Origin of the sequence: Aeromonas sp. 159 (genome assembly GCF_963862045.1) — a bacterium.
GTDB classification, from domain to species: Bacteria; Pseudomonadota; Gammaproteobacteria; order Enterobacterales; family Aeromonadaceae; genus Aeromonas; species Aeromonas veronii.
In genome coordinates, this window is sequence record NZ_CAWLMI010000024.1 from 42,717 (window position 1) to 50,488 (window position 7,772).

Sequence of the window (7,772 nt, forward strand, 5' to 3'; positions counted from 1 at the left end):
CAAAACGGGCACCTCGCGGTGCCCGTTTTCATTGTCCTACCGGCCTCGGGATGACTTAGACCCGGATGGCGTGATCCTTTAGCAGCCGGGCGGTGAGCTCAAGCTTCTCGTTGCGCTCGGCAGCCCGCTCGGGAACCGTGACGCCCCCCTGCTCATCGACCCGCTCCTGACCGAAAGCATCGTCGATAGCCTGTGCCATGGCGGTGCGACCAGCCGCGAGATCGGGATCGATCAGGCTCTCCTGCATCCGGATCCGGTTCTCGCTGGCCGCCAGCTGCAGTTCCTCCAACTGGGTGGCGAGAGTGACAATCCGGTTATCGACCCGCTGGGCCAGTTCGAAGAGACGGTTTTCATTCCCTGCCGCCATCGCCAGTCCATCTAGCTGCTCCCCTTTGCGCTGATCAAAGTTGCTTACCGCACGAGCAGCCAGCTCCAGTGCATACGCCTTGGTGGCCATGGCGTTGACTCCGCCCTCCCAACCGACATCTGACCCCACCCCCAGTGTCACGCCAAGGGTAGTATGAAACTTGGCTCCCTCCGGCCCGAAAGCCGCAGTGGCACCGGCCGATGCACCGACACCCAGATTGGCGGAGGCGCGTACTTTGGCCGAAAGGCTATAGGCATCCGCATACTGACTCTTGAGCAGGTTTAGCTGGGCACTCCCCTCTGCTTTCATACCAGCAAAGGCCGAGGCGTTCGCCGTCACGCTGACCACAGGCCCATTGGGCGTCATGATGGCTGCGGCCCCGGCCTCCATCTTGGCGTTGACCCCCACCTCGGCCGAACCTGCCAGCTTGGCGTTGAGCAGATTACCGATGGTCCAGCTCCCCTCCGCCGACAACCCCAACTTGCTCACCAGCTCGGCACTGGCACCGATGCGCAGCAGACTAAGGTCATGGGGCCCCGGGGTATAACGCGATCCGTCGGTATCATTGACGATCTTGTTCACCGGATTGAACACCAATGAGCCCTCCGCCTTGCCAATCACCAGCTCGGCCTTGGCACTCGCCTTGTTCTCCTGGGTCAGCGCCACCTTGCCGGCAAACTCTCCTACCGGTGTGTCGCGACGCCCCTCCCACTTGCCAATCTCGATCTTGGCGAAAGCCTCCACCAGCGCACTGGCACTGACCAGCCCGAGTCCGCCAAAGGCCTTCTGGCTCACGGGCTCACCCGGTTTCAGCTCCTTGCTGGCCGCAGAGAGAGGGCTCTTGAGCTCGGCTCGGACACCACTCTGATAGTGCTTGCCTGATGCGCCCTCTCCCTGCCAGAGCGCCTTCTCCTGCGCCTCGCGCTCAAGCCAGGGTTCATCCAGTCCATCCACCAGCGCGGTCAGCAGCTCGGTCCTGAGCAAGCCAATCTCCCCCTGCTTGCTCACCTGCTGCTGAATGCTGAGATCCAGAACCTCCTTGAGGTGACCGAGCTCCAGCAACTGACTGTGGGTCAACAGGATATCGCGACCATTCTCCTCGGCAGTGGCTTGGGGCTTGAGCTCACCCAGTGCGGGCAGAGCCTGACGCAAGGTCCCGCAAAACAGCTGCCACTCGTGGCTTGCTGCGACCTCTTCACAGGTCGGCGCCCGCTCCAGCCGTCGCGCCATCATCCCCTCACTCACCCCGAACATCAGGTCTAGTCCCCCTTGCAGCTCCTGCTTGAACAGGTCGTTGACCCCTTCCTGTTGCAGGCGAGCCAACTCGCTGCACCACTGACGGATCTGCTGGTTACTCTCGATAGGCTGATTGACTCTCCCCTGCTCGTTGCAGACCCACGCCAGCTGAAATGAGGGAGGCTTGCCACCCTGTGCCAACGCCTGACGGCGGACAGCGATGTCATCGACCAGTTTTTGCAACACGGGATCCTGCTGACGGGAGCGGTTCTTGCCCGAGTCGATCCAGAACTGCAGCGCCTGTTCGATCTTCGCCAGCCCGGCCAGTGAAGGCGTTGGCTGGGCCTGATAGTGCCGTACCGCCTGCTTGACCGCCTTGAGTTCCGGGCTCTGCCGATGGCCAACACCGCGGCGGATCCCCCTCTCGAACTCCCGGTTACCGGCATCCAGCAGCCGTAGTCTGGCGTTGCCAAGGCGAGCAGTAGCAGGTGGAGTGGCATCAGGGGTTGTCTGCTGATGACGGCTTACATCGATATCTGGGGAGGCAATTTTCATGGCAAGAAACCTGCGTTGATGAGAGAGAAGATCCTCAGCGTACGCCACCCCCCCCTTGCCACCCTGTCAGCGATGGTCCCGCTTTTTTAGGATTCGGACTGACCCGTAAAAGATGTCTGTCAGCTCACAATTTCGGCACAATCATTCGCCCCGCCGACCAAAAACGCTAAAAAAATGACGACAAGTGATAAGCAGCCACCGATCAGCCGCATAGGGTGTCACTCTTCCCCTGCCAGAGGTTTGGCCATGTATCACGCTCTCATTACCGCCCTGTACACACAACTTGGACTTCCGCTCCCGGTGGCTGGACAGACAGCCACCACCCTGACCATTAACGACGAGCTGGTGCTGACGCTGGCAGAGGATGAGGGCCATCTGGTGATCTATCTGCTGCTACCGGGCCACGCCATGCCCAACACGCCCCTGCTCAACCACCTTGGCGACGAGCCAGTGTTTCTGCTGGATCAGACCGAGCAGGGAGAGACCCTGATCTGGGCCCGCGAGTGGCTCGATCATCTGACGGTCGACAGTCTGCTGCTACTGCTCGAGCGGGCCATCGAGCTGGCTGCCGAACTGCTGACCCACCAGCACGACAGGGAGCAATCGACACAGCCACAGCATCCCGCCTCCACAACCGCCACCATCAGGGTCTAGCGCCCCCATTCTGGTCACTGCCCCGCAAAATCGAGATTTATCATGTCCGGCATGGGTTTAGTCATTGCGGCTCAATCGGGAATTGTTAGAATTTACCCCTCTCTAGAAAGAGGTAGAACATGCCTGCGTTGTTGCGCATGCTGGCCAATCTGGCGCTGGGGGGATTCTTCCTCGCCTCTGCCGGGTTCAAGCTGGTCTCCCCCGCCCTGTTCATCGAGCAGATCGGCGCCTTTGGCCTGATCTGGCCGTCACTGCTCCCGCCGGTGGCCTGGGGGCTGATTGCCCTTGAGCTCTGCGCAGGGCTTGCGGTCATCGCCAACCGGCGCTGGGGACTGTGGCTGGTGATCGGGCTGCTCGCCCTATTTATTCCGGTGTTGGGCTATGGCATCGCCATCGGGCTCGACATCTCTTGCGGCTGTCTCGGCAGGGCTGATCTCGGCTCGTTGCCGGAGGCCATTGTGCGGGATCTGCTGCTACTGACGCTTGCGGGCGCCCTGCTGCGAACTTCCCGCCCCGTTTTTCCCGTTCCAAAGGAGTAGTGACATGATGACATTGCGATCCCGCACTCTGGTAGCCTCGCTGATCGCCGCCAGCTTTGCCCTCGCGGGCTGTGGCGACAACCAGTTCGAGCAGGAGGTGAAGCTTGAGCAATCGGCTGTACAGCTGGCACAGGAGGCGCAGCAGGGGGGCTATCAGCTGCTGACCGTGGCCGAGCTGAAGACCCGGATGGACAAGGGCGAGGAGCTGGTGATCATCGACACCATGCCTTTTGAGGACTCCTACAAGAAAGAGCACATTCCGGGGGCCAAAAACTTTGTCTTTGTGAAAGAGGCCAAGGCTGGTGACAACTGGAGCGAAATCGTCGAGGGGAGCGGTACACCGGAGCAGTTCCAGGCGCTGCTGGGTGAAGACAAGTCCCGCCCTGTGGTGATCTACTGCGGCTTCGTCAAGTGCGGCCGCAGCCACAACGCTGCCGCCTGGGCGGTGACTCAGGGCTATCAACAGGTCTATCGGGTGCCTGGCGGCATCTTCGCCTGGAAAGGGGCCGGCTACCCCGTCACGGCCGAGTAACCCGACCTTTCGCCCCAAAAAAAGAAGCCCGCAACTGCGGGCTTCTCTCATTTTGATGCTGGCTGTCAGCTGGCGACTCGGGACGCTTCGCCTTGCGCGACATCGCTCTGCGCCTGTTCACCCAGCAGGCGCTTGGTGATCATCGCCGCCATGATGGAGCCATTGACGTTGAGAGCAGTACGGCCCATGTCCACCAGCGGCTCGATGGCGATCATCACCCCCACCAGCGCGATAGGGAAGTTGAGGGTGGAGAGCACGATCAGCGCAGCGAAGGTGCCGCCACCGCCGACGCCGGCCACCCCGATAGAGCCCAGCGCAATCACCGGCAGCAGCGTCAGCAGGAACAGGGGATCAAAGGGGTTGATGCCGAGCATGGGGGCAATCATCGCCACCATCATGGCCGGATAGATACCGGCGCAGCCGTTCTGGCCGAGGTTGGCACCGAACGAGGCGGCAAAGTTGGCGATGCTGGCGGGCACCCCAAGACGCTGCTGGGTCTCGATGCTGAGCGGGATGGAGGCGGCGCTGCTGCGGGAGATAAAGGCGAAGGTGAGCACGCCCCACACTTCCCGCAGGTAGTGCAGCGGGTTCTGGCCGATCAGCAGCAGGATCACCATGTGTACCGCAAACATCGCCAGAATGGCAACGTAGCAGACCAGAATAAAGCCGAGCAGACTGAGGATCTCGCTCAGTGGATAGTGAGCCACCACCCGGGCGATCAGCGCCATCACGCCATAGGGGGTGAGCGCAATCACCACCCGCACCATCTTCATCACCCACAGTTGCAGGGTGTCGATGGCCACGGCGGCGCGAGCACCCGCCTGCGGATGCTCCGCCTTCAACTGCAGCAGGGCAACCCCAGCCAGCACGGTGAAGATCACCACCCCGATCACCGAGAGACCGCGGCTACCCGCCATATCGGCGGCAAAGTTGGTAGGCACCAGCGAGAGCAGCAGGGCCGGCAGAGTCTGGGCACTGTCGATGGTGCTCATGCTCTGTTGCAGGGTGACGCTGTCGCTACCGTGGCTCAGCAGTCCGGCGGCAGTGAGGCCGCTCAGATGGGTCACTGTCATTCCCACCACACCGGCGATCATCACCAGCGTCAGCATGGAGCCGATCAGCACGGCGCTGATCTTGCCGAGAGACTGGGCCTGCTCCAGCTTGTTGATGGCGGAGAGGATGGAGGTGAACACCAGCGGCATCATCACCACCTTGAGCAGGTTGACATAGCCGCCACCGACGATATTGACCCACTCCAGGGTCTGCTGGACGCCGACATCATCGGCGCCCCAGCCCAGCTGCAGACCGAGACCAAACAGCCCCCCCAGCAGCAGACCGGCGAGCACCTTGCGCGAGAGCGGCACCGAAGCGGGCAGCCGGGTCAGGGCAAAACAGAGCAGACAGAAGAGCAACGAAGCAAACAAGGTAAACATAAATAAACACCTGTAGCGGCCATCAGGGCCGATTGTGGAGAGAGAAAACAGCGGGTGCGAGCAGAGTCGCGAGGGAAAACGCCAAATGGCAGGCGTGAAAAAGCAGCGGACGCCCGGGAAGGCGTCCGCTGGCAATCGGGGGAATTACTTCTTTACGGTGACGACGCGGTTGTCGATAAGGCGGGCCTTGCCAAGATAAGCGGCCATCAGGATCACCAGCTGCGCGCTCTCGTCAGTGGCGGATTCGAGGGTGGCAGCATCGACGATGTCGATGGCATCGGTACGAAAACCGGCGTTGTCGAGGCGTTGGCTGGCCTGCGCCACCAAGGAGGGCAGGTGGTGGTCACCCGCTTCGATCTGCTCGGCGATCCAGTTCATGGTGCGCGCCAGCTCAGGGGCAATGGCCCGCTCGGCGGCAGTCAGGTAGCCGTTGCGCGAAGAGAGCGCCAGCCCGTCTTCGGCCCGCACGGTGGGCACGCCAACGATCTCGATGGGCATCGCCATGTCGGCCACCATCTTGCGAATAAGCGCCAGCTGCTGGTAATCCTTCTGGCCAAAGCAGGCCACATCCGGCTGTACCAGATTGAACAGCTTGGTGACGACGGTACTGACACCACGGAAGTGACCCGGGCGCAGCGCCCCCTCCAGCAGATTGGAGAGACCCGGCACCTCGACGAAGGTCTGGCTGGCCAGCCCCTGCGGATACATGATCTCCGGGGTCGGGGTGAACACCATATCGACGCCGGCGGCTTCCAGCGCGGCGCAATCCTGCTCCAGAGTGCGCGGGTAGTTGGCAAGATCCTCGGCCTTGTCGAACTGCATCGGGTTGACGAAGATGCTGACCACCACCTTCTCGGCGTGGCTGTGCGCCTCTTTCACCAGCGTCAGGTGACCCTGATGCAGATTGCCCATGGTGGGCACGAATGCGATGGCACGGCCTTCACGGCGCCATTGGCTTATCTGCTCACGCAGAACGACGGGATTATTTACGACCAACATCAGCAGTTCACCTTCCGATAAATCAAAAAGAGAGACGGGTTGCATCTACCGATAGCGCTCGGGCGGGATGGGGCACGAGCATGGCTATCAGCAGTTCATCTTTAGATGAATCAATAAGATACGGATTAGCTATACGGATTAACTGTGCGAGGCTGAGAAGCAGAGACGGGGGCCGCAGCCCCCATCATGCAACTGCCAGGATCAGTTGAAGCAGTGCTCCGGGCCCGGGAAGGTCCCTTCGCTCACCTGCTTCACATAGAGCCGGATGGCGGCGCGCATGTCGCCGGTCTCGGCCAGGAAGTTCTTGGTGAACTTGGGCACATAGCCGGAGGTGATGCCGAAGGCGTCGTGCATCACCAGGATCTGGCCGTCGGTGGCCGGGCCGGCACCTATGCCGATCACCGGAATGCGCAGCGCCTTGCTGATGCGCTCGGCCAGCGAAGTGGGCACGCACTCGAGCACCAGCAGCTGGATGCCGGCTGCCTGCAGCTCGAGGGCCTGACGGTAGATCTCCTGCGCCTGAAACTCGTCGCGCCCCTGCACCTTGAAGCCGCCAAACACGTGCACGGATTGCGGGGTGAGGCCGAGGTGGCCGCACACCGGCACGCCGTTGCGGGTCAGATGGCGGATGGAGTCGCACAGCCAGTCACCCCCTTCCATCTTCACCATGCGGGCGCCGGCCGCCATCAGGCGGGCGGCGTTCTGATAGGTCTGCTCGGGGGTGGCATAGCTCATGAACGGCATATCGCTCACCACCAGGGCATTGGTCGTGCCGCGCACCACGCAACGGGTGTGATAGACCATCTCGTCCATATTGACCGCCAGGGTATCCTGGCCACCCTGCAGCACCATGCCCAGCGAATCGCCGATGAGCAGCACGTGAGCGCCCTCGTCGTCGAACAGCTTGGCAAAGGTGGCATCATAGGCGGTGATGGCGGTGATTCGTTGGCCTTCCTGCTTCATCTTCAGCAGGTTGGTGGTGGTGATCTTGCTCATAGAGGCTCCTGTTCGTCTGCACTTGCGGCAATGATGGCAAGACCATTGCGCGGGCAGCGGGCAACCAGTTGTGCGAGCGGCGTGCCGCAGGGCAGCACCAGAGCGGGCGCGATTTCGGCCAGGGGCAGCAGCACGAACTCCCGCTCCTGCATGCCGTAATGGGGAACGATGAGGCGCTCAGAGTTGATCACCTGATCGCCATAGAGCAGCAGATCGAGATCCAGGGTTCTCGGCCCCCACCGCTCATCCTTGCGCACACGTCCTTGTTCCAGCTCGATTTTTTGCAGTTGATCCAGCAGCGCCAGCGGCGCCAGCCGGGTGTTGAGCCGGGCCACGGCATTGACGTAGTCCGGTTGATCAGCAGGGCCCATGGGGCGGCTGCTGTAAAGCGACGAGGCCTGCACCAGCACGGAATCCGGCAGGGTTGCCAGCGCGGCGATGGCGCGGCGAGCCTGGCCGAC

8 protein-coding genes are annotated in these 7,772 nt (G+C 62.0%); 3 read left to right on the plus strand and 5 right to left on the minus strand.

Annotation, left to right across the window (positions count from 1 at the left end; translation table 11 throughout):
• Positions 1 to 55: 55 nt before the first annotated feature.
• Entirely contained in the window at positions 56 to 2,158 is a 2,103-nt protein-coding gene (locus tag AACR14_RS04905; RefSeq protein WP_019445352.1) for a hypothetical protein, read from the minus strand.
• 300 nt (positions 2,159 to 2,458) lie between these two features.
• Between AACR14_RS04905 and AACR14_RS04910 the strand changes: the two genes are divergently transcribed.
• From AACR14_RS04910 to AACR14_RS04920, 3 genes are all read left to right on the plus strand, one after another.
• Positions 2,459 to 2,812, plus strand: coding sequence for a hypothetical protein (locus AACR14_RS04910; protein ID WP_236285191.1), 354 nt, complete (start codon positions 2,459 to 2,461; stop codon positions 2,810 to 2,812).
• A 119-nt stretch (positions 2,813 to 2,931) separates the two neighbouring features.
• On the plus strand, positions 2,932 to 3,351 hold the full coding sequence (locus AACR14_RS04915; protein WP_019445354.1) for a MauE/DoxX family redox-associated membrane protein: 420 nt from the start codon (positions 2,932 to 2,934) through the stop codon (positions 3,349 to 3,351).
• A gap of 4 nt (positions 3,352 to 3,355) precedes the next feature.
• Positions 3,356 to 3,883 (plus strand): rhodanese-like domain-containing protein, encoded by a 528-nt coding sequence (locus tag AACR14_RS04920; RefSeq protein ID WP_019445355.1) that lies wholly within the window; start codon positions 3,356 to 3,358, stop codon positions 3,881 to 3,883.
• Positions 3,884 to 3,948: 65 nt separating this feature from the next.
• On the opposite strand, the gene AACR14_RS04925 is transcribed toward AACR14_RS04920, so the two are convergent.
• The 4 genes from AACR14_RS04925 to folK form a co-directional block, all read right to left on the minus strand.
• The gene (locus AACR14_RS04925; protein ID WP_019445356.1) at positions 3,949 to 5,316 is read right to left on the minus strand and encodes a cation:dicarboxylate symporter family transporter; all 1,368 of its coding nucleotides are present in this window, start codon (positions 5,314 to 5,316) and stop codon (positions 3,949 to 3,951) included.
• A 144-nt stretch (positions 5,317 to 5,460) separates the two neighbouring features.
• Positions 5,461 to 6,315, minus strand: coding sequence for a pantoate--beta-alanine ligase (panC, locus tag AACR14_RS04930; RefSeq protein WP_019445357.1), 855 nt, complete (start codon positions 6,313 to 6,315; stop codon positions 5,461 to 5,463).
• Between the two features lie 201 nt (positions 6,316 to 6,516).
• A complete protein-coding gene (gene panB / locus AACR14_RS04935) occupies positions 6,517 to 7,311 on the minus strand; it encodes a 3-methyl-2-oxobutanoate hydroxymethyltransferase (protein ID WP_005304470.1) in 795 nt (264 codons plus the stop codon).
• Positions 7,308 to 7,772, minus strand: a 465-nt coding sequence (gene folK / locus AACR14_RS04940; protein ID WP_019445358.1) for a 2-amino-4-hydroxy-6-hydroxymethyldihydropteridine diphosphokinase, incomplete at its 5' end; no start/stop codon positions are given. The genes folK and panB, both read right to left, overlap by 4 nt.